This is a genomic window from Amycolatopsis sp. NPDC003865 (assembly GCF_053605345.1).
This window is the reverse complement of record NZ_JBSGJA010000010.1, coordinates 149,664-170,126: the sequence shown is the minus strand read 5'-3', so window position 1 is coordinate 170,126 and position 20,463 is coordinate 149,664. Positions and strand designations below refer to the sequence as shown.

Here is a 20,463-nt window from a genome sequence, read left to right as displayed (position 1 = left end):
CTCAGCCGCCGAACTTGCGGACCGCCTGGTAGTACGTCCAGGCCGCGCCCTTGCAGGCGATGTTCGAGCCGCAGACGCTCTTGAGGTCCGAGTACAGGTTGTCGTCGATCTTCAGCCGGTTCGCTTCGGTGAACCGGCCCTGCTTCTTGTAGTTGCGGTACCCGAAGTCGTGCCGGTGGCAGCCGGGGAGGAACTTCCAGCCGAACGGGTTGTCCGGGGCCCACGAGCAGCCGTCGGACGACCAGTCGAGCTGGCCGTTGTACGGCGCCTGGCCCCGGATCGTCTCGAAGTTCGAGAGCGAGGTGCTGAAGAGGTACTGGTCGGTCACGGTCGGGATGTCGACCGCCGCCGCCGTGCCGGCGCCCAGCAGGGCACCTCCGCCGACAGTCGCGGCCACCGCGATGGTGGCCCCCAGGTTCCGCAGAGTCGTGCGCATCTTGTGCGTTCCTTGCTGATCAGGTGAGGAATTGACCTGATCATCCTGGGACACCCGGGTGGCGTGCGTCACCGCCCGGAAGGAGGTTAAGGGGAAATCTTCAGACTTAGGGGTCCCGGAGTTCCAGCAGCATTCGCGAATTGCCCAGGGTGTTCGGCTTGACGTAGGGGAGGTCGAGGAACTCGGCGACGCCGGTGTCGTGGGAGCGCCGCATCTCCTCGTAGACCTCGTGCGACACCGGGGTGCCCTGGATCTCCACGAAGCCGTGGCCCTGGAAGAAGCTCGTCTCGAACGTCAGCACGAACAGCCGCTTGAGACCCAGCTCACGGGCCTCGTCGACCAGCCGGGCGACGAGCACCCGCCCGACGCCCTGCCCGCGGACGGCCTTGTCGACCACGACGGTCCGCAGCTCGGCGATGTCCTCCCAGAGCACGTGCAGCGCGGCCGCGCCGACGACCTCGCCGCCCACCTCGGCGACCCAGAACTCCTGGACCGCTTCGTACAGCGTGACCAGGTCCTTCTCGAGCAGGACGCGGCCGGCGTCGGAATCGACGAGGGCCTTGATCTTGCGGACGTCGGCGATCCGCGCGCGGCGGACGGCGGGGGAGGCGGACGGCACGATCGTCAACACTGCCACACCACCGGGCCACGCCGTCGTCAACCTGCCCGGGACCGGCGGCTACCCTGAACGTCGTGCCTTCTCCTGCCGTTGACCCTGCCGCCACCCGACGCGTCTCCCTGCTGACCCTGGGCTGCGCCCGCAACGAGGTCGACTCGGAGGAGCTGGCGGGCCGGCTGGCGGCCGGCGGCTGGGAGCTGGCGGCCGATCCGGAGGACTCCGACGTCGTGGTGGTCAACACCTGCGGCTTCGTCGAGTCGGCCAAGAAGGACTCCGTCGACACGCTGCTGGCGGCCTCGGACACGGGCAAGAAGGTCGTCGCCGTCGGGTGCATGGCCGAGCGCTACGGCCACGAGCTCGCCGACAGCCTGCCCGAGGCCGACGCCGTGCTGGGCTTCGACCACTACGCCGACCTCTCCGACCGGCTCGACGACGTCGTCGCGGGCCGCAAGGTCGCCTCGCACACCCCCGGCGACCGCCGCAAGCTGCTGCCGATCAGCCCGGTCCAGCGGCCCGCCGCCGCGGAGAACGTCGAGGTCCCGGGCCACGCGCAGCACGGCTGGGGCCCGCGGGTGCTGCGCACGCGCCTCGACGACTCGCCGGTGGCCGCGCTGAAGATCGCCTCCGGGTGCGACCGGCGCTGCTCGTTCTGCGCGATCCCGTCGTTCCGCGGCTCGTTCGTCTCGCGGCAGCCCGACGAGGTCGTGGCCGAGGCCATGTGGCTGGCCGAGCACGGCGTCAAGGAGCTGTTCCTGGTCAGCGAGAACTCGACGTCCTACGGCAAGGACTTCGGCCGCGACGGCGCCACCGCGCTGGAGCGGCTGCTGCCGCGGCTGGCGGAGATCGACGGGATCGAGCGCGTCCGCGTCTCCTACCTGCAGCCGGCCGAGACGCGCCCGCAGCTGGTCAAGGCCATCGCGACCACGCCGGGTGTCGCCGAGTACTTCGACCTGTCCTTCCAGCACTCCAGCGAGCAGGTGCTGCGCCGGATGCGCCGGTTCGGCTCGACCGACTCGTTCCTCGCGCTGTGCGAGCAGATCCGCGAGTACGCGCCCGAGGCGGGCATCCGCACCAACGTCATCGTCGGCTTCCCCGGCGAGACCGAGCACGACCTGAGCGAGCTGGAACGGTTCCTGACCGGCGCGCGCCTCGACGCGGTCGGCGTCTTCGGCTACTCCGACGAGGACGGCACCGAGGCCGAGGGCTTCGACGGCAAGCTGGACGCCGAAGAGGTGGCCAAGCGCGTCACCCGGATTTCGGCGCTGGTCGAGGAGCTGACCGCGCAGCGCGCCGAGGACCGCATCGGCACGTTCGTCGACGTCCTGGTCGAGCTGGACGACGACGGCGAGCTCACCGGCCGCGCCGCGCACCAGGCGCCGGAGGTCGACGGCGAGTGCGTCATTCTCGACGCGCCGGAGAAGGCCCAGGTGGGTGACTTCCTGCGCTGCGAGGTCGTGGACTCGGCGGGCGTGGACCTGATCGTCCGCGCGGTACCGGACGCCGACCGGTGAGTGCGCTCCCCAGCGACGCCGCCGACGAGGGCACGGCCCACGACGGCCCCGCCCAGGTCCCGGTGGCGACCCCGGTCCCGACGCTCAACGTCGCCAACCTGCTGACGCTCTCGCGGCTGGTCCTGGTCCCGCTGTTCGTGGTCGCGCTGTTCGTCGGCGACGGCCACGACACGACCTGGCGGGCCCTCGCGACCGGGCTGTTCGCGATCGCCTCGGCGACCGACCAGCTCGACGGCTGGGTGGCCCGCAAGTACGGCCTGATCACCGACTTCGGCAAGATCGCCGACCCGATCGCGGACAAGGCGCTGACCGGCGCCGCGCTGGTCGGGCTCAGCGTCCTCGGCGAGCTGGGCTGGTGGGTGACGATCGTCATCGCCGTCCGTGAGATCGGGGTCACGCTGCTGCGGTTCTGGGTGATCCGCCACGGCGTGATCCCGGCCAGCCGGGGCGGCAAGGCCAAGACGATGGCCCAGATCGCCGCGATCGTGGCTTATCTGCTGCCGCTGCCGGCCGGTGCCGACCCGGTGCGGTGGGCGCTGATGGGGCTGGCCCTGGTGCTGACGGTCGTGACGGGCGTCGACTACCTGGTGCGGGCGGTGCGGCTGCGGGCCGCCGGGCGCCGGGTCACCGGGAGCTGACGGCTTGGACGCACGGGAGCTGGTCGCGGCCCTGACCGCGCGCGGCGAGACCGTCGCCGCCGCCGAGTCGCTGACCGCCGGGCTGGTCTGCGCGACCCTCGCGACGGTGCCGGGGGCGAGCGCGGTCCTGCGCGGTGGCCTGGTCGTCTACGCCACGGAGCTGAAGACGGCGCTGGCCGGGGTCGACGCGGACCTGCTGGCCGAGCACGGCGCCGTCCACCCCGAGGTCGCCGCGCAGCTGGCGACGGGCGCGCGCGACCGGTGCGGGGCGACGTGGGGTCTCGGCCTCACCGGCGTGGCCGGGCCGTCGGCCCAGGACGGCGTGGCGCCCGGCACGGTGCACCTCGGGCTCGCGGGGCTGGGAATACGTACAGTCCGTACGCTGGCCTTGACAGGCGATCGGGACTTGATCAGGACCGAGTCGGTCTTGGCCGCGTTTGCCCTGCTCGGGGAACATCTGGGGTGAAACGGGCGTTCGCCCTTGGCGTACGGGCACACCAACTCCTGCGCCCGGGGCGCCGCTCTGGGTAACGTAGGGGGTACTTGTTCGGAAGGGAGGCGCGTGATGACCGTGCTGTTGCGTGAGGCGATCGGTGATCGGCTCCGTCATGCCCGCACCAACCAGCGTCGTACGCTGCGCGACATCTCCCGCGCCGCCAGGGTCAGCCTCGGCTACCTCTCGGAGGTCGAGCGGGGCCAGAAGGAGGCGTCGAGCGAGCTGCTCGCGTCCATCTGCCAGGCCCTGGACCTTCCGCTCGGCGAGCTGCTGCACAACGTGGCGGCGGACGTTTCGGCCCTCGACAACGTCGAGGTCGCACCGGTCGACGAGCGGATCGTGGAAGGCGCGCCCCGGGAGAAGCGGGGCGCCGAGGCCTCGGCGGCCGGCATCGAAGGCGGTCGCCTGATGTCCGAGCTGATCGGGAACGACCTCGCCGACCTGCGGGTTTCCCCGGCACCGAGGATGAACACGACGTTGCGCACGACGATCGGGCAGCCCAAGCTGGCCTCGACGATCGCTGCGTAGTTCGGATCGCGAAGCGAACGGCCCCGGGCGACGCGCCCGGGGCCGTTCGCGTCCGGCCCTGACTCCCGGCCCCGGGGCAACCTCCCCGGTTCCGGCCGCGTGGTCTACGGGTGGTGATCGGGGCGATCCCTGAATTCCGCCGGGTCGCCTGGAACGGACGTGGCCGACCTGACACGATGGAACCCAACGCCGGGGTCGGTGCGTTGCACATGCAGGGGAGCGACGCCCCACACCCCGAGTACCTAGGCCCGTGGGACGCAAGAAGGCAGGCGGAGGAGATGGCCAACCCGTTCGTGAAGTTCTGGAAGTACATGATGGCGGCGTTCTCGTCGAAGATCGACGAGCACGCCGACCCGAAGGTACAGATCCAGCAGGCCATCGAGGAGGCGCAGCGCAACCACCAGGCGCTGACGCAGCAGGCCGCCTCCGTGATCGGCAACCAGCGGCAGCTGGAGATGAAGCTCAACCGGCAGCTCGGCGACGTCGAGAAGCTGCAGGCCTCGACCCGGCAGGCGCTCGTCCTCGCGGACGAAGCCCGGTCGAAGGGTGACGAGCAGAAGGCGACCGAGTTCGAGAACGCCGCGGAGAGCTTCGCGACGCAGCTCGTCACGGCCGAGCAGAACATCGAGGACCTGAAGACGCTGCACGACCAGTCGCTGCAGGCCGCGGCGCAGGCCAAGCAGGCCGTCGAGCGCAACTCGCAGATGCTGCAGCAGAAGCTCGCCGAGCGCACCAAGCTGCTGTCGCAGCTGGAGCAGGCGAAGATGCAGGAGCAGGTCTCCGCTTCGCTGAACCAGATGAGCCAGCTGGCCGCGCCGGGCAACACGCCGTCGCTGGAAGAGGTCCGCGACAAGATCGAGAAGCGCTACACCACGGCTCTCGGCCAGGCGGAGCTCGCCCAGAACTCGGTCCAGGGCCGGATGATGGAGGTCCAGGCCTCCACGACGCAGCTGGCCGGCCACTCGCGGCTGGAGCAGATCCGCTCGTCGATGCGCGGTGAGTCGGTCGCCCAGGTGACCGACGGCGGCAAGACGGCGGCCCAGAAGCCGGCCAGCAGCTCGGCCGACATCCAGCGCGAGATCCAGGCGCGCGTGCAGGCCGAGCAGGGCAAGAACCCGGCCTGACGCCGGCAGTCCGAAGGGGGCGAGCATGGGGCAGCAGGGCAGGCGACGCGACTTCAGCGAGTTCGGTGCGAAGCTGGAGAAGCACATCGAGAAGCTGCCCGACTACGCCGTGCGCGCCCAGGAGAAGCTCCAGAAGGTGCAGAGGTACTTCCCGCCGGCCGATCAGGCCGGCGGGAAGCCCGCGCCCCAGCGGCCCCGGCCGAACCCGCTGCAGCGGCCGCCGGTGCGCCGGCCCGACGTGGCGGCGACGTTCTCGACGATGGCGAACCAGGTGCCCGCCTTCGCCGAGGCCCGCGCGAAGTGGGACCGCTGGAACCACCCGGCCGCGAAGCTGGAGCGCCGCAAGCGCCGGGCGTCGCGGGCGATGACCCTGTGGATCATGCTGACGATCCTGTGCGGTGTCCTCACCGTGGCGGCCGGCATGGGCTGGATGAGCGCCACCGGCGCCGCGATGATGCCGCAGGCGATCACGGCGTTCGCCGGCGCCGTCGTCTTCGGCACGTTCGGCGTCCGAAGCGGACTCAAGCTCCGCGAACTCAAGAACACCCCGCTGCCGTCCGCGCCGGCGGGTCCGCCGCCGCTGCCGCCCGCCGGCTCCGCCGCGCGCGAGCCGATGGAACGGCTGGCGGAGTGCGAAGCGTCGCTGGCCGAACTGCTGCGCCAGCTCTCGGTACCGTCCTCGGTGGGCACGACACCGGTGTCCGAAGTGTCCGTCGCGGATGCCCGGCAGACCGCGACCGAAGCCGCGGCCGCCCTGCGCGGTCTCGCCGGCCGGATCCAGGCGATCGAACGCGGCCGCAACTCCGCGCCGGCCCGCGAACAGGCGGCTCTGGACGCGGCCGTCGGCAAGCTCCGCGAACAGCTCGACGACGGCCTCGAGGGCTACCGCGGCCTGGTCGCCGCGGCCGGCCACACGGTCGCCGCCTCGAGCGACGGCCTCGGCACGTCCAAACAGGCCCTCACCGACGCCACCGACCGCTTGGCCGGCCTCGCGATGGCGCTGCGCGAGCTTTCCTGACCCGCTGAACCCTCGAAACGCCGCCCGATCACGCGAATCGGGCCTTCGTTGCGCCGCCCGGATTTCAAACTCGGCCGTTCGGGTGCCGCCGACCGGCCCGATCCGGGCTTCGTCACCCGGCGTGCGTGATCGTGCGTTTCACGCGGGCGTCGCGCCCTGTTCACCTCCTGGCTCCGAAACACTCGCGTAATCGGAAACTGATCGCGACGGAAACGTAAGCCAGCTAACGTTTCCGCTATGCAGGTAGAGGTGTCACTAGCCGGAAGGACCGCCGTGGGCTGAAGTTCGGCGGCGCCGACCGTACACAGTGGACTTTCTCGACCGCCGAGGAAAGGACGCCCCGTGAACACGCTCCCGCCGGATCCGGACCCCGTCCCCACCACCCCGCCCACCGCCTCCCAGCGCGTCATCGCGGCCTTCGAGCGCATCACCGAAGCCGACCGCCCCGATCTCTGGTCCACCCTGCGCGCCGTCGAAGACGTCCTCGTCGACGCCAAGGCCGTCGACGAGCGCGTCAAGGCGGGGGAGGACCTGCCGCTCGCGGGCACCGTCTTCGCCGTGCCGGAGCTGATCGACGTCGCCGGGCAGCCCTCCGGCCGCTCGGTCCCCGAAACGAGCGCCACGGTCGTCTCGCGGCTCACCGCGGCCGGCGCCGTCGTGCTCGGCAAGACCGGCGCGGGCACCGTGGCCTCGGCCTGGGACCGCACCAAGACCGGCGGCCGCGGCGCGGCGGTGGCCGTCGCGCTCGGGATCGTCGACCTCGCCCTGAGCACGGCGGGCGCGGTCCCGGCCGCGTTGAACGCCGTCGTCGCGCTGAAGCCGACCCGCGGCCTGCTGCCGATGACCGGCGTCCGCTCGTCCGACGCCGTCTCGGTGTACGCGACGGGCCTGGTCGCCGCTCGCCGCGCGCTCGCCCTGATGACGGGCCCGGACGGCGTCTCCCCGACCCGCACCTGGCCCGCCGACGTCCGCCTCGGCGCCGGCGAGCACCCGCGCATCGCCTACCCGAAGAACCTGCCCCTGAGCGCCGCCGCGGCGATGGCCTTCGACGGCGTCGTGAAGCGGCTGACGGCGGCCGGCGCCGTCCTGGAACCGGTCGTGCTCGGCGAGCGGGACTTCGAGGACGCGCTCCTGCTGCCCACCGTGCCCGACCACCCGGACCTGGTCGAAGCCCTGGCCGACCCGGCGGCCGTGCAGCACCGGCTGGCTTCCTGCACCGCGTTCGCCAACCTCCTCGACCTGGCGGCGGTCACCGTTCCGGTGCTGCCGGGGGACAAACGCCCCTTCGGCGTCACGTTCCTGACGCGGGCGTTCGAGGACCAGATCGGTCTGGACCTCGCGACCGTCTGCACCGACGAGCCCATGACGCCCTACCCGGAGCCGGGCGAGGACGTCGTCGTGTTCGGCGCGCACCTGCGGGGCCAGCCGCTCAACGCCGACCTCACCGCGCTCGGCGCCCGGTTCACCGGACCGGTCCGGACCACCGAGGGCTACCGGATGGTGCTGCTGGACACCGAACCGCCGCAGCCGGGTGTCCTCGAAGGCGCCACCACCCTCGACGGGGAACGCTGGCGCCTCTCCCCGGCGGCGTTCGAGCGGTTCGCCGCCACGCTGAAGGAGCCGTTCGTGCTCGACCGCGTCGTGCTGGACGACGGCAGCGCGCCGCTGGCCGTCCGGTGCCTGGCGGCCGAGGGGCCCGGTCTGGACCGCTACGAGTCCTGGCGCGGGTACGTCCGGTTCACCTCGACGGCCGGGCTGCGAGACCCCGGCTGACCCGGCGCACCAGGCCAGGGCCGTGCAGCGCGAAACCGGTGTAGAGCTGCACGAGCGACGCTCCGGCGTCCACCAGCCGGACGGCGTCGCCGGGTCCCATGATCCCGCCGACGCCGATGATCGGCAGGCTCCCGCCGGTGTGGTCGTGCACGAACCGCACGACCTGCGCCGCGCGGGCGGTCAGCGGCCGGCCGGACAGTCCTCCCGCCTGTCCGGCCAGGCTGCTCTCCGACGGCGCGATGCCGTCGCGCGACAGCGTGGTGTTGGTGGCGATGATCCCGGCGACGCCGTGCTCGAGCGCGACCTCCAGCAGCTCGGCGAGGGCGTCGTCGGTCAGGTCCGGCGCGACCTTCACCAGCACCGGCGTGGGGGCGGCGCCGCCGGCGAGTTCCGCGGACGTCGTGCGCAGCTCGCCGAGCAGCTCGGCGAGCGCGGCGCGGTCCTGCAGCTGCCGCAGTCCCGGCGTGTTCGGGGAGCTGACGTTGATCGCGAAGTAGTCGGCGTACGGGTGGAGCGCACGCAGCGAGAAGCGGTAGTCCTCGACGGCCTCGTCGAGGGGCGTCACCTTCGACTTGCCGATGCTGATCCCGAGCGGCACGCCGGGTTTCCCGTCGCGGGCGAGCCTGGCGGCGAGCGCCTCGGCGCCGTCGTTGTTGAAGCCCATGCGGTTGATGACGGCGTCACTGGCGGGGAGGCTGAACAGCCGCGGCTTCGGGTTGCCCGGCTGCGCCAGCCGGGTCACGGTGCCGACCTCGACGAACCCGAAGCCGAGCGCGGCCCACGCGGGCAGCGCGCGCCCGTTCTTGTCCATCCCGGCGGCCAGGCCGACGCGGTTGGGGAAGCGAAGGCCCAGCACGGTGACCGGATCGTCGACGCGGAGGGCACCCCCGAGGGCGGGCGCGACCTTCCCGAGCCCGGCCAGGACGCGGACCGTGCGCTCGTGCACCAGTTCGGGATCGTGGTAGGACAGCCGGTACAGCGCCGGGCGGACGATCTTGTCGAAGAACACGCCCCCATGCTGCCAAACCGCCCGGATACCGCTACCGGAGCGTCACCTCGGCGTGAAAGCGACCACTAGTCGCGGTCCTTCCACTCGTCTTCGAGCATCGCGTAGACGAGCTCGTCGGTCCACTCGCCCTTGACGATCTCGTTCTCCCTCAGGTGCGCTTCCCGGCGCATCCCGAGGCGTTCCATCAGCGCGGCGGAGGCTTCGTTGCGGCCGTCGCACCGGCCGATGATGCGGTGCAGCCCCAGGTCCTCGAAGCCGAGCCGCAGCAGCTCGGTCGCCGCCTCGGCGGCCAGGCCCTTGCCGTGGTGGTCCGGGTGGAAGACGAACCCGATCTCGCCCTGCCGGTGCTCGCTGCTGAGCCACTCGAGGTTCAGGTCGCCGATCAGCTGCCCGGTCGAAGCCAGCTCCACCGCGACGGCCAGGAACTGCCCTTCCTTCGTCAACGTCGAGCTGTGCACCCGTTTCGCGAGCGCAGCGGCCGATTCCGCGCGGCTGCGCGGGCCCCAGTAGAGGTAGCGGGCGACGTCGGCGCGGGACTGGAAGGAGTTCAGCGCGTCGAGGTCGTCGGGCGTGAACGGGCGCAGGAGCAGGCGTTCCGTGGTGATCGGGTAGTCGGGCCTGAGCATGGCTCCAGGCTAACGAGTGACAGTCGTCAGCGGGACGGAACAGCGCAACGGGTTCGTCGAATCCCGCGGTCGGATCGCCGGACGGTCGTTCGCCGCCGCTCGGCGGCCTGACCTGCACAAATGAGCGCATGAAGGAACCCCCGGGGTGCCTCTCGGACGCCGTCAAACGCCTGAGCCCGAGCCGGACTGGTGCTCGGGAACCCCGGGGGCACGGTGACTGCCTGGTATTCGCTATCAGGCACCACGTGAAGCAGGCGATGAGCCGAAGGTGGCTCAGTTGTATCGCTGCTCAAAGTCCTCCACGTGCCATCCGCTAGCGGACAGCCACCTCACGAGTCCTGTTGGAATACAACTTAGGACCACCTCCTTTCTCGTGTACTGCCACGCTAGGCGAAGATCCCGGTGTCCGGCAACGTCATTTCTGTGATTTCGGTCCGCAGGACGGCTTTCCGCCGCTCGTCGAGGAAGGACGCGTCGACGGCGTTCTCCGCCAGCCGCGCCAGTTCGGCCGCGGTCAGCCCGAGCGCCTCGGCGACGGCGACGTATTCGCCGGTCAGCGTGGTGCCGAACATCGGCGGGTCGTCGGTGTTGAGCGTGACGACGACGCCGTGGTCGAGCATCCGCCGCACGGGGTGCGCGGCGATGGTGGGCACCTGCCCGGTGCGCACGTTCGACGTCGGGCACACTTCGAGCGGGATCCGTTGCGCCGCAAGGTGTTCCAGCAGTGCCGGGTCGGCGGTGCAGCTGGTGCCGTGGCCGATCCGCTCGGCGCCGAGGTCGTGCAGCGCCGACCAGATCGTGGCCGGGCCGGTGGTTTCGCCGGCGTGCGGGACGCTGTGCAGCCCGGCTTCCCTGGCCCGCGTGAAGAACGGCTCGAACAGCGCGCGCCCGACGCCGAGCTCCGGGCCGCCCAAGCCGAACGACACCAGGCCTTCGGGACGTTCGCGCAACGCGAACACGAGCGTCTCGCGCCCGGCCGCGACGCCCTTTTCGCCGGGAATGTCGAAACACCACGCCAGTTCCACGCCCAGTTCGGCCGCGCGGGCGCGGCCGGTTTCCAGGCCGGTCAGGAGTTCGTCGCCGGGCACGCCGTCGAGCAGGTGGTTGTACGGCGTCACGGTGACTTCGGCGTAGCGGCAGTTCTGCGCGGCCAGCTCCGCGGCCAGGCCGGTCACCAGCGTGTGGATGTCGTGGCGGTCGCGCACGAGCGAGGTGACCGCGAGGTAGCCGGTGAGGAAGTGGTCGAAGTCGCGGAAGGTGAAGAACTCCGCGAGCTCGCGTTCGCCGGTGGGGACGCCGGCGGACGGGCGCCGCCGGGCCAGTTCGAGCACGGTCGACAGGCTCGCCGAGCCGACGAGGTGGACGTGCAGTTCGACCTTGGGCAGGGCGTGCGCGAAGGCGCGCAGGGCCTGCCCGGCCGGGATTCCGGGCATGACTGAGCTCCCTGGGGTGTTCGGAAGGGTGACGGGTGGCGCGGGCGGCTCAGGGAGCGAGGTCGCCGCGTTCGGTGTCGGCCCCGTAGAGCGGGAGCTTGAACGTCGTCACCGCGTCAGCATACTGCGGCGGGTACGGCCCGTGCTGGTCCTTCGGGCAGAACCACGTCGGCCGCCGCTGGACGTCGTGGCCCTGCGTGCGCACCAGGAGCTTGCCGCCGCAGCGGAAGCAGCCCTGGCGGGTGCGCTCGTAGACCCAGTTCTTGCGGTTGCGGTCGAGATGGCCGGTGGTGCTCTGGTCGAAGCGGCCGGAGAGGGCATTGGCCAGCAGCAGCTTCCGGGCGAGCGCGACCGTGCGGCCGGCGTCCACTTCGGACACCGGGGTCCACGGCGTGACGCCGAGCAGGAAGGCGATCTCGCACTTGTAGAGGTTGCCGACCCCGGCCATGACGCGCTGGTCGAGCAGTGCGAGGCCGAGCTCGCGCTCGGGCTTGTCCGCCAGGTTCGCGATCGCGCGGTCCGCGTGCGCTTCGGTCCACTGTGGATCGAGCAGGTCCGGGCCGAGGTGGGCGACGAGGTCGGTTTCCTTCGGCGTGGCCACGAGCTTGAGGTCGTGCACGCGGAAGCCGATCACCTGCGTGTCGGCCGCGGTGAGGATCACGCGGGCGTGGTGGCCGGGCCGGCGCCACTTCGCGCCGGCCGGGTAGACGTCCCACATCCCGTCCATCATCAGGTGCGAGTGCAGCGTCAGGTCGCCGGAGAAGCGGGTGAACAGGTGCTTGCCGACCGTCCCGACCCCGAGCACCGCGCGCCCGGCGAGGTCCACCGTGGCCAGTTGCGGCACGCGGAACTCGCCGCGCAGCAGCGTTTTGCCCGCCAGCGCCTTGTCGAAGCGCTTTCCGACGAGGTAGACGGTGTCACCCTCGGGCACGGCTCACCCCGCGGATTCGGACACCTCGGCGGGCGCCTCCGGGGTCTCCGGCGCCGGGCCTTCGGGCCAGTCCGGGCCCTCGGGCTCCTCGCCGGCGATGCGGTGGCGCCCCGCGCGGTTGGACCGCAGGATCTTCGCGAGCACCATGTTGAACGTCAGCGCGATCTCCTGCGCGCCGGGCGAGTGCCACTCGTGGATCGGGCTGCACGCGCCCTGGGCCTGCTGCACGGCGAGCCGGTCGGTGATCGCCGTCGGCATCACCAGCGAGCCGAAGTTCTCGCGCAGCTCGGCGATCCGGAACTGGTGCTCGTAGGACCGCACGCGCAGCTTGTTGACGAGCACGCCGATCGGGCGCAGGTCCGGGTTGAGCTCCTTGCGGATCTTCTCGATCGCTTCGAGGGCCCGGTGCGCGCCGGCGACGGCGTACATCGTCGGCTCGGTGACGATCAGCGCGCTGTCCGCGCCGACCAGCGCGGACTTCGTCAGCCGGCCCAGCGACGGCGGGCAGTCGAGGATCACCAGCTCGTACGGCGTTTCGCGCAGCGGCTCGCGGTGCAGCTCGTCGAGCGCGCGGGAGAAGTTCGCGAGGCGCTCGGGGTCGGCGTCGGGGTCGTTGAGCAGCTCGAGCTCTTCGGCGCCGACCAGGACGTCGACGTCCTCGCTCCAGACGCTCGGCGCGATCGCGCGTTCGAGCATCTCCCGGGTGGGGGTTTCGAGCACGTCGGCGAGGGTCGCGTCGGTGTACGGCGGGTCGAGCGAGGTCGTGGCGTTGCCCTGCGGGTCGAGGTCCACGACCAGCGTCCGCGTGCCCCTACGCAGGGCGGCGGACGCGATACCGAGAGCGACCGTCGTCTTGCCGACGCCTCCCTTGAGGCTGAGTACGGCGACCGTGTGCACGTTCACCAGCCTACGGGTGTGCGCGAGGGGCGCCGCCGGGCAAGGGCCGTTCACTCGAAGGGAGGAGCTCGGGAGCCCGCCCGGAGCGGGCACTACCCTGTGCGGCATGAAGACGGAGACCGTGGCGGCCCGGGGTGCGGGCGCCGTCCGCCGGGTGCTCGAGGCCGAGATCCAGGCGGCCCGCGCCCGGGGCGCCGAGCAGCCCCGCGTCGTCGACGTGGGCGGCGGCAGCGGCGGCTGGGCGGTGCCGTTCGCGGCGGCGGGCTGCCGGGTGACCGTCGTCGAGCCGAGCCCGAACGCCCTCGCGACGCTGCAGCGGCGCGCCGAGGAGGAGGGTGTCTCCGAGCTGATCACGGTCGTCGCGGACGACTCCGACGCGCTGGGCCGCCACGTCGAGGCCGGCTCGGCCGACCTGGTGCTGGCGCATGGGCTGCTGGAGATCGTCGACGACCCGGCCGCGGTGCTCACCGCGCTGGCCACGGCGGTCGCTCCGGGTGGCGCGGTGTCGGTGCTGGTCGCGAACCGGCACGCGGCGGTCCTGAACCGCGCGCTGGCGGGCCGCGTGGCGGAGGCGAAGCAGCTGCTCGAGAGCGCCGGCGGCGTCGTCCCGGGCGACACGGTCCTGCGCCGGTACTCCGCGGTCGGCCTGCACGCCGACCTCGAGGCCGCGGGCCTGGAGGTCACGCTGCTGCAGGGCGACCGGGTGATCGCCGACCTGGTGGGCGGCGACGTCCGCGACGACGAGCTGGCGGAGTTCGAGCGGGTGGCGGCGGGGTCGCCGGCGCTGCGGGACATCGCGGCCCGGCTGCACGCCGTCGCGCGGCCCGCCTGACCCCTTCCGGCGCTCGCTCCGAAACTGTCGGTGGTGGCCGGTAGCGTCCTCGGGGTGGGGCGAAATGCTGAGCTGCCGGGCGGGATGGCCCGGTTCCGGGTCCGGCCGGGAGAACCGCCGCCGGACGACACCGGGTGCGGAATGCTGCACGTCGACATGGACGCGTTCTTCGTGTCGGTCGAGCTGCGGACCCGGCCCGAGCTGGCGGACCGGCCGGTCGTCGTGTCCGGCGGCGGGCCGCGCGCGGTCGTGGCGGCGGCCAACTACCCGGCGCGAAAGTTCGGCGTGCGCTCGGCGATGCCGTTCTCGACGGCGAAGCGGCTGTGCCCGCACCTGATCAACATCCCGCCGACCGGCGGGCTCTACAGCGAGGTCTCCCGCGGGGTGATGGGGATCTTCCGCGAGCTGACGCCGCTGGTCGAGCCGTTGAGCCTGGACGAGGCGTTCCTGGACGTCAGCGGGGCGTTGCGGCGCCTGGGCGCGACGCCGGCGTCGCTGGGCGCGGAGATCCGTTCCCGGGTAGCGGCGGAGCACGGGATCACGTGCTCGGTCGGCGTGGCGAAGGTCAAGTTCGTGGCGAAGCTGGCGTCGGGGATGGCGAAGCCGGACGGCATGGTCGTGGTGCCGGCGGCGGAGACGCTGGCGTTCCTGCACCCGCTGCCGGTGTCGGCGCTGTGGGGCGTGGGCGCGCGCACGGAGGAAAGCCTGCGCAGGCTGGGGCTGGCGACGATCGCCGACGTGGCGGCGTTCCCGCCGCAGCGGCTGAAGAAGTCGCTGGGGGTGGCGGTGGGCGAGCACCTGCACCGGCTCGCGCACGGCGTCGACGAGCGCGCGGTGGTGGTCGACTCCCCGGAGAAGTCGATCGGCGCGGAGCACACGTTCGACGTCGACCGCCATTCCCGCGCGGAGCTGGGCGTGGAACTGCTCCGCCTGTCTTCCCGCGTGGCGGCGACGTTGCGGGCGCGCGGGGTGCGCGGGCGGACGGTCTCGATCAAGGTGCGGTTCGCGGACTTCCGCACGATCACGCGAGCCCGCACGCTGGTGTCGGCAACGGACGTGGCGCGCGAGATCCACGCGGTGGCGGTGTCGTTGCTCACGGAGCACGCCCCGACGGGAGCGGTCCGCCTGATCGGGGTGCGCGTGGAGGGGCTGGACACGGGGGAGGCGGGGGAGCAGCTGGTGTTCGAGTCCCCGGCACCGCGCTGGCGGGACGCGGAGGTGGCGGCGGACGTGGCGAGGTCGAAGTTCGGGTCGGCGGCCGTGCGGCCGGCTTCGCTGCTCGGGCCGCGGGAGGGGTGAGGGTTTTCGATCGAGGGGATTTCCTCGGGGCAGGGATGTGTGGCCGGGAGGCCGGGCCCGCGGGTTCTCTTGGCTGGCCGGTCCTGCGGCTGGCTTGTGCTTTGCTGGGGCGAGGCCTGGATTGGCTTGGGCTGGCCTGGCCGGGGCAGGCTGGCGCTTTGCTGCGCCGAGGGCCCGATTCTCTTGGCCGGGCGGTCCTGCGGCTGGTTGGCGCTTTGCTGCGCCGAGGCCCGGATTCCCTTGGCCGGCCGGGCCGGCGACAAACCCCGCGCCCTCCCACTCGAGCCAGACACGCGAGCCGGAACCCCGCCCCTTCCGCTCCCGCGCCGCCCCTCACCGAGGCTCGTCCTCAGCCGCGCACAGCGGGTGATCTTCGCCCCCGGCAGCCGTCCCCCACATTGCCGCTGACCTCGTCAACCGGTCACAACCCGCGACGGTGACCGTCCGCAACCCCGATCCGGAAGGATTTAGCCCAATTCGATCCCTTCTGGATGCGGGATCGGGTAGTCGTCCGGGCGCGGGCCTCGTATCCTGGACAGTGCCACCCCGCCTGGGGTTGGCTGTTGGGTCCAGGACGTTGCGCGGCCCGGCGCCCGCGACAGCTGTGCCGGAGGAGGAAAGATGCCACTCTCCGAGCATGAGCAGCGGCTGCTCGATCAAATCGAGCGCGAGCTCTATGCCGAGGACCCCAAGTTCGCATCCACGGTGCGTGGCACCCGGTTGCGTCGCCCCGCTCGCCGACGGCGTATCCAGGGCATCGCCCTGTTCGTAGTGGGCGTGGCCCTGCTGGTGCTGGGCGTGGTGGTGCCGCAGTTCCGGGTGGCCGACATCCCGCTGATCAGCGTGCTCGGGTTCCTCGTGATGTTCTTCGGGGTCATGATGGCCGTCACATCGATTCGGCACGGCGCCGACGGGGACGGCAAGGGCGGTGGATCGGGATCTCGCGGGGCCAAGCAATCGGGCCGCCGGAGCTCGTTCACCCAGCGGATGGAAGAGCGCTTCCGCCAGCGCTTCGAGGAGCAGTAGCGCCGCAAGACCACAAGATCCGCGTCCCGGGTGCGGGACGCGGATCTTCTTGTGTGCTCAAGTGACGAGCCCCACCCGCGGTGACAGCGGGTGACGCCCGACCGGGTGACCCCGGCCCCAGCCCAGACGTCGTGAATGAGTCGTTCACGACACCGGGACGGGCGGCCGGCCTCAGTCCCGGCTGCGGAACAGGGACCTCGGGAACAGCCGGCCCTTCCAGGACAGCGGCGCGTTCCGGTGCAGGCTCCGCCTCAGGTGATCGAACGCCGAGGGCAGCGTCGGGTCCGGGTGACCGTCTTCGCCGTACCAGGACTTCTCGACCACGCCGATCACCGTGCGGAGACCGTCGCGGCCCTCGTCGTCCAGGTGGTGCTTCGCCGCCAGCTTCTGGCCCGCCACGCGGACCGTGTCGCTCGGCGGGATCGGCAGCCCGCGGTCCGCGCACTCGGCCCGCAGCTCGGACCACGCCGCGTCCGCCGCGCCCGGGCGCTGCGCCACGATCTCCTGCAGCCGGCGGCGCCGTCCGACGTCGCGCGCCGCCGACGGGCCCAGCAGGCCCGCCAGCAGCAGCACCACGATCAGGCTGAACCACCAGGCCACGAGCCAGGTCAGCACGCCCAGCACCGCCACCCACAACGCGGCCGCGATCAGTGGCAGCCAGTTCTTGAGCACCGCGCCGAGCCCGGTCGCCGCGGGTTCGCGGTCCGGCCTTCTGCGGCGCCCGCCGACGACCACCAGCACCGTCGCCAGCACCGCGAGCGCCACCAGCACTCCCACGAGCACCCACACGAAGGCCGGCGTGCCCTCGTCGGTGGTCTGCGGGCCCTGCGCCTGCTGGTTCTGCTCGGTGTCGCGGGGCGCCCCGGTCGGCGCCGCGCTCGACTGGACCGTGCTCGGCGCCACCTGCGTGTCGTCGGGCTGGTTGCCGTCCTGGGTACCGGCCTGCAGGTACGACGGGGTGATGCCGCGGCCGTCGGACAGCGGCGTCGGGTCGAACGTCACCCAGCCCTTGCCGCCGAAGTACGCCTCGACCCACGCGTGCGCGTCCTGGGTGGTGATCGACAGGTAGTCGTTGACCTGCACGCCCGGGGTGAACCCGATGGCCACCCGAGACGGGATGCCCGCCACCCGCAGCATCACGGCCATCGCCGAGGCGAACTGCTCGCAGAAGCCGCGCTTGCCGTTGAGGATGAAGTCGGCCAGCGCGTCGGCGTCGTTCGCCGGCGCGGTCTTCGTGTCGTACACGAACCCGTTCTGCGCCGTGAAGTACCGCCAGATCGCCGACGCCCGGTCGAAGTCGTTGGACTCGCCGGCGATGAGCTGCTCGGTCTTCGCGCGGACGCGCTCGTCGACGCGGTCGAGCTGCGTGTACCGCGGCGGCAGGTCGTCGACGCGTGGCGTCGCGCGCAGTTCCGGTGCCGTGGGCTCCTTCAGCGACGCGTACTCGGTGTAGGCCGGCGGAGCTTCGCTGCGCGTGGTGAAGACCGTGCCGCTGACCTGGTCGTAGAGGTAGCCGTTGGCGGCGCCGTCGATCACCCGCGGCGCGCCGTACACCGGCAGCCAGTTGTCGCGCCAGCTCGCCGGTTCGACGTCGATGCGGCGCGCGGCTCCGGTGCCGTCGTCGCCCGGCGCGGGCGGCAGTTGCGGACCGACCGGGACGCCCTGCTGCGAACGGCCTTCGTCGTGCAGGCCCCAGCCCTTGTTGGGGTAGTAGGTGTCCAGCGTCATCGCGCGCAGCAGCCGCCGGTCGGTGCCGAGGCCGCGGACCTTGAACAGCTCGCGGTTGGCGCCCTGGTCGAGCATGCCGCGCAGCTCGGTGAACGGCTGGATGCCGAACCCGCCGGAGCCGGCGCCGGGGCCGTCGCCGCCGTTGCCGAACGGGATCCGCCCGACCGTGCCGACCCACGTGATCGCGCCGCCGAACAGGCCGAGCACGATCGCCGCGGCCACGACCGCGACGGGTGCGGACAGCACGCCCTGCTTGCCGCTGCGCCCGGGCGCTTCGCGGGTCCGCCAGCGCCGGTGCCGGTGGTTGCCGTCGACCGCGAGCAGGCCGGCGAACGCCGCCCCGCCGAGCAGGAACGTCCACCACGGCAGCATTTCCTCGGAGAGCGCGGCCGGCACGGCGTAAACGCAGAGCAGGACGAGCCCGGTGGCGGCGGGCGCCGCGGCGGCGACGGTCAGCGTGTCGACCAGGACGGCGACCAGGCCGATCAGGATCGTGACGAGGCAGAGGATCGGCTGGCTGCCCTCGACCGGTGGCAGGCCGACGCGGATCTGCTCGGCGGCGGCCGAAAGCGTGTTCCCGATCTCGCCGAACGCTTCGGGGCCGGGGATGACCTGCAGGATCCCGTGCGTGGTGAAGGCGCCGGTGATGAGGAAGAGCAGGACCACGAGCTGGCCGAGGCCGACGAGCACGGTCGGCACCTGCAGCGAGCGCAGCGCGAGCCCGGTGGCGGCGATCAGGAGCACGGCGACGAAGAGGTAGCCGAACCAGGCGAGGCCGGAGACGACGCTGGTCACGGAGGTGGCGGCGCAGAGGGTGGCGATCCCGGCGGCGGCGGGCGCGAGCAGGCTGCCGCGCCAGGCGGAGAGGGGGTGCTGCGACGCGGGCCGCCGGGGCGGGGTCGCGGCGGAACCGGACGGCCGGGGCGGTGCGGTGGTGCTCATCGCGGACCGCCGATCGGGGAGGAGGGAGTGGCTGGGCGGCGGGCCCCCGGCTTGATGGCGCTCATCGCCGACCGCGGGTCGCCGAGCGGGTTGCGGTGGCGAGGCGGTCGGGGGTGGGCGGTGGTGGCTTCGGTGGACCGCGGGTTGCGGTGGCGAGGTGGTCGGGGCTGGGTGGCGGTGGCTTCGGTGGAGCGCGGGTTGCCGTGGCGAGCGTCGAGGGGTTGCCTCACCAGGCGGGGCTGGGCGGTGGTGGCTTCGGCGGACCGCGGGTCGCCGAGCGGGCTGCGGTGGCAAGGGCGTGGCTCCACAGCGGTGCTCATCGCGGGCCGCCGATCAGCGTGCCGCGGCGGGCGCCGCTGCGGCACAGCTCGGCCCACACCTGCGGCATCGGCGATCCCGGTCCGGCGATCACCACACCCCAGCCCGCCGCGCGCAGCAACGCCGCCGAGTCCTCGGTCGCCGCGGCGCGCTGCTCCGGTGCGGTCACCCCCGCCGACCACGTCGGCGTGTCGAGCAGGACCGCGAGGCTCCTGATCCCGCGCGGCCGGAACTGCGCCAGCTCGTGCACCGCTTCCGTGCTGACCGTGCCGAGCACGGCGATCAGCTCCTGCCCCTCGCCGGGGTCGCCGGCCAGCGTGATGTCCCGCTGGTGCGCCGGCTGCAACGCGGCCAGCGCGTCGAGCACCACGTTGTCGTAGTGGTCGCCGCCCTCGCCCGGGGTGTCGGCGAGCGTCACGCCGTGCTCGCTGACCAGCCGGACGCGGTGCCCGGACCGGCGCAGGTGCACCGCCGCCGACGCCGCGAACGACACCGCCCACTCCAGGCTGGCGGCCGGGCCGCTGCCGTGGTGGGCGGCCGCGCGGTGGTCGAGCAGCACCGTCGTGCCGCCGCGCCACGGCCGTTCCTCGACGCGGACCATGATCTCGTCGCGGCGGGCGGTCGAGCGCCAGTGGACCTTGCGCAGGTCGTCGCCTTGGCGGTACTGGCGGACGATGACGTCGGCCTCGCCCTGGCCGGCGTGCAGCCGGACCGTGCCGTCGTCGCCGACGCCGATGCCCGCGCCGCTCGGCAGGCCCCACAGCGGGACCACGCGCGGCACGACGACCAGCCGCGAGTGCCCGATCAGCTCGCGCTCGAACTCGCACAGCCCGAACGGGTCGGTGATGGTCGCGCGCAGCGGCCCGACCTGCTGGATCCCGCGCAGCACGGGCTGCAGCGGGTAGCGCAGGGCGACGCGCCGGTCGTGCGGGAGCCGTTCGACGACGAACCGCGGCCGCGAGCCCAGCGCGTACGGCACCCCGTCTTCCAGCAGGATTTCGCCGGCCGGCAGGCGTCCGCTGCGCCACAGCTCCAGCTGCACCTCGCCGGCGCCGCCGACCGCGACGCGCTGCGGGTGCAGCGCGCGGGTCGCGTCGATGCGCAGCCGGGTCGCCGAGATGAACACGGCGACCAGCAGCGGCAGCGCCACCACGAAGACGGCGACCCGCAGCAGGTCGCGTTCGTTGAGCACGAACGAGCACACCGCGGCCGCCAGCCCCGCGGCCAGCAGGCAGCGGCCGCGGGTGGTCAGGCCGGACAGGGCACGCAGCACGTCGTT

At 72.5% G+C, this 20,463-nt stretch carries 19 protein-coding genes; 10 read left to right on the top strand and 9 right to left on the bottom strand.

The annotated features are described in order from the left end of the window. Position 1 precedes the first annotated feature (1 nt). Together ACWEVP_RS24315 and ACWEVP_RS24310 are read right to left on the bottom strand one after the other, a co-directional pair. Complete coding sequence (locus tag ACWEVP_RS24315) at positions 2-436, bottom strand: phospholipase (protein ID WP_155545991.1); 435 nt, start codon at positions 434-436, stop codon at positions 2-4. Positions 437-542: 106 nt separating this feature from the next. Next, positions 543-1,055: an amino-acid N-acetyltransferase gene (locus tag ACWEVP_RS24310; protein WP_452064979.1), complete on the bottom strand. Its 513-nt coding sequence runs from the start codon at positions 1,053-1,055 to the stop codon at positions 543-545. Positions 1,056-1,129: 74 nt separating this feature from the next. Between ACWEVP_RS24310 and rimO the strand changes: the two genes are divergently transcribed. The 7 genes from rimO to ACWEVP_RS24275 all read left to right on the top strand — a co-directional run bounded on the left by rimO (position 1,130) and on the right by ACWEVP_RS24275 (position 8,143). Further along, complete coding sequence (gene rimO / locus ACWEVP_RS24305) at positions 1,130-2,566, top strand: 30S ribosomal protein S12 methylthiotransferase RimO (RefSeq protein WP_452064852.1); 1,437 nt, start codon at positions 1,130-1,132, stop codon at positions 2,564-2,566. Continuing rightward, positions 2,563-3,204 carry a CDP-diacylglycerol--glycerol-3-phosphate 3-phosphatidyltransferase gene (gene pgsA, locus ACWEVP_RS24300; RefSeq protein ID WP_452064851.1) on the top strand — a complete coding sequence of 214 codons (642 nt, stop codon included), beginning with the start codon at positions 2,563-2,565 and terminating at the stop codon, positions 3,202-3,204. The genes rimO and pgsA overlap by 4 nt, the downstream gene beginning before the upstream one ends. Positions 3,205-3,208: 4 nt before the next feature. Continuing rightward, positions 3,209-3,670, top strand: coding sequence for a CinA family protein (locus ACWEVP_RS24295; protein ID WP_452064850.1), 462 nt, complete (start codon positions 3,209-3,211; stop codon positions 3,668-3,670). 99 nt (positions 3,671-3,769) lie between these two features. Continuing rightward, on the top strand, positions 3,770-4,228 hold the full coding sequence (locus ACWEVP_RS24290) for a helix-turn-helix domain-containing protein (protein WP_043785204.1): 459 nt from the start codon (positions 3,770-3,772) through the stop codon (positions 4,226-4,228). A 278-nt stretch (positions 4,229-4,506) separates the two neighbouring features. Further along, positions 4,507-5,352 carry a PspA/IM30 family protein gene (locus tag ACWEVP_RS24285; RefSeq protein ID WP_452064849.1) on the top strand — a complete coding sequence of 282 codons (846 nt, stop codon included), beginning with the start codon at positions 4,507-4,509 and terminating at the stop codon, positions 5,350-5,352. Between the two features lie 25 nt (positions 5,353-5,377). Then, on the top strand, positions 5,378-6,370 hold the full coding sequence (gene pspM / locus ACWEVP_RS24280; protein ID WP_452064848.1) for a phage shock envelope stress response protein PspM: 993 nt from the start codon (positions 5,378-5,380) through the stop codon (positions 6,368-6,370). Positions 6,371-6,712: 342 nt separating this feature from the next. Beyond that, positions 6,713-8,143 (top strand): allophanate hydrolase-related protein, encoded by a 1,431-nt coding sequence (locus ACWEVP_RS24275; RefSeq protein ID WP_452064847.1) that lies wholly within the window; start codon positions 6,713-6,715, stop codon positions 8,141-8,143. Here the strand turns inward: ACWEVP_RS24275 and ACWEVP_RS24270 are convergent. The 5 genes from ACWEVP_RS24270 to ACWEVP_RS24250 form a co-directional block, all read right to left on the bottom strand. Further along, the gene (locus ACWEVP_RS24270; protein ID WP_452064846.1) at positions 8,109-9,152 is read right to left on the bottom strand and encodes a quinone-dependent dihydroorotate dehydrogenase; all 1,044 of its coding nucleotides are present in this window, start codon (positions 9,150-9,152) and stop codon (positions 8,109-8,111) included. The two genes, ACWEVP_RS24275 and ACWEVP_RS24270, sit on opposite strands and share 35 nt — an antisense overlap. A gap of 65 nt (positions 9,153-9,217) precedes the next feature. Next, positions 9,218-9,778: a GNAT family N-acetyltransferase gene (locus ACWEVP_RS24265; protein WP_452064845.1), complete on the bottom strand. Its 561-nt coding sequence runs from the start codon at positions 9,776-9,778 to the stop codon at positions 9,218-9,220. Between the two features lie 386 nt (positions 9,779-10,164). After that, positions 10,165-11,211, bottom strand: a complete 1,047-nt coding sequence (gene add, locus ACWEVP_RS24260; RefSeq protein WP_452064844.1) for an adenosine deaminase — start codon at positions 11,209-11,211, stop codon at positions 10,165-10,167. Positions 11,212-11,260: 49 nt separating this feature from the next. Next, complete coding sequence (locus ACWEVP_RS24255; protein WP_452064843.1) at positions 11,261-12,142, bottom strand: DNA-formamidopyrimidine glycosylase family protein; 882 nt, start codon at positions 12,140-12,142, stop codon at positions 11,261-11,263. 3 nt (positions 12,143-12,145) lie between these two features. Beyond that, positions 12,146-13,039, bottom strand: coding sequence for a ParA family protein (locus tag ACWEVP_RS24250; protein WP_452064842.1), 894 nt, complete (start codon positions 13,037-13,039; stop codon positions 12,146-12,148). A gap of 106 nt (positions 13,040-13,145) precedes the next feature. On the opposite strand from ACWEVP_RS24250, the gene ACWEVP_RS24245 reads away from it, so the two are divergent. From ACWEVP_RS24245 to ACWEVP_RS24235, 3 genes are all read left to right on the top strand, one after another. Beyond that, positions 13,146-13,871, top strand: a complete 726-nt coding sequence (locus ACWEVP_RS24245; protein ID WP_452064841.1) for a methyltransferase domain-containing protein — start codon at positions 13,146-13,148, stop codon at positions 13,869-13,871. A gap of 84 nt (positions 13,872-13,955) precedes the next feature. Continuing rightward, complete coding sequence (gene dinB / locus ACWEVP_RS24240) at positions 13,956-15,170, top strand: DNA polymerase IV (protein WP_452064978.1); 1,215 nt, start codon at positions 13,956-13,958, stop codon at positions 15,168-15,170. A 621-nt stretch (positions 15,171-15,791) separates the two neighbouring features. Continuing rightward, positions 15,792-16,196, top strand: a complete 405-nt coding sequence (locus tag ACWEVP_RS24235; RefSeq protein WP_452064840.1) for a DUF3040 domain-containing protein — start codon at positions 15,792-15,794, stop codon at positions 16,194-16,196. 171 nt (positions 16,197-16,367) lie between these two features. Here ACWEVP_RS24235 and ACWEVP_RS24230 read toward each other — a convergent pair whose 3' ends face one another. Next, positions 16,368-18,866, bottom strand: a complete 2,499-nt coding sequence (locus tag ACWEVP_RS24230) for a transglutaminase family protein (RefSeq protein ID WP_452064839.1) — start codon at positions 18,864-18,866, stop codon at positions 16,368-16,370. A 316-nt stretch (positions 18,867-19,182) separates the two neighbouring features. Beyond that, positions 19,183-20,457, bottom strand: a complete 1,275-nt coding sequence (locus ACWEVP_RS24225) for a DUF58 domain-containing protein (protein ID WP_452064838.1) — start codon at positions 20,455-20,457, stop codon at positions 19,183-19,185. Positions 20,458-20,463: the final 6 nt, after the last annotated feature.

Coding starts and splice junctions, on each gene's coding strand:
- ACWEVP_RS24245 (WP_452064841.1), top strand. CDS start 13,146: ATGAAGACGGAGACCGTGGCGGCCCGGGGTGCGGGCGCCGTCCGCCGG.
- ACWEVP_RS24285 (WP_452064849.1), top strand. CDS start 4,507: ATGGCCAACCCGTTCGTGAAGTTCTGGAAGTACATGATGGCGGCGTTC.
- ACWEVP_RS24235 (WP_452064840.1), top strand. CDS start 15,792: ATGCCACTCTCCGAGCATGAGCAGCGGCTGCTCGATCAAATCGAGCGC.
- ACWEVP_RS24315 (WP_155545991.1), bottom strand. CDS start 436: ATGCGCACGACTCTGCGGAACCTGGGGGCCACCATCGCGGTGGCCGCG.
- pspM (WP_452064848.1), top strand. CDS start 5,378: ATGGGGCAGCAGGGCAGGCGACGCGACTTCAGCGAGTTCGGTGCGAAG.
- dinB (WP_452064978.1), top strand. CDS start 13,956: ATGGCCCGGTTCCGGGTCCGGCCGGGAGAACCGCCGCCGGACGACACC.
- ACWEVP_RS24230 (WP_452064839.1), bottom strand. CDS start 18,866: ATGAGCACCACCGCACCGCCCCGGCCGTCCGGTTCCGCCGCGACCCCG.
- ACWEVP_RS24265 (WP_452064845.1), bottom strand. CDS start 9,778: ATGCTCAGGCCCGACTACCCGATCACCACGGAACGCCTGCTCCTGCGC.
- ACWEVP_RS24290 (WP_043785204.1), top strand. CDS start 3,770: ATGACCGTGCTGTTGCGTGAGGCGATCGGTGATCGGCTCCGTCATGCC.
- add (WP_452064844.1), bottom strand. CDS start 11,211: ATGCCCGGAATCCCGGCCGGGCAGGCCCTGCGCGCCTTCGCGCACGCC.